Genomic DNA, 264 nt, shown 5'->3' with positions numbered 1-264 from the left:
ATCGACCTCGACGCCGTCGGCGGTCGCACTGACGGTGACGGTCGCCGGCAGGGTATAGACGGCGCCGTCGGCCGGCGCGGTGAGACTGACGGTCGGCGGGGTGTTGGTCGCGTTGACGGTGATCGTCCGTGCGGCGCTGGTCGTCACGGCGCCCTGGTTGTCGGTCGCCTTGGCGGTCAGGCTGTAGCCGCCGGCCGGGACGCTGTTCCAGGTGACGGTGTACGGCGCCGCCGTGGCGGTGCCGATCAGCGTCGTTCCCTGGAA

The 264-nt window shown here is 71.6% G+C and carries 1 protein-coding gene; it reads right to left on the bottom strand.

Translation table 11 applies throughout. From position 1 onward, the window contains the following. On the bottom strand, positions 1-264 hold a 264-nt coding region (locus CAPSK01_RS23230; protein WP_273703777.1), incomplete at both ends, for an Ig-like domain-containing protein.

The sequence above is a fragment of the Candidatus Accumulibacter vicinus genome (assembly GCF_000584955.1).
Classification (GTDB): Bacteria; Pseudomonadota; Gammaproteobacteria; order Burkholderiales; family Rhodocyclaceae; genus Accumulibacter; species Accumulibacter vicinus.
Note: the sequence above shows the minus strand (reverse complement) of the source record. Positions and strands in the feature narration are given on the sequence as shown.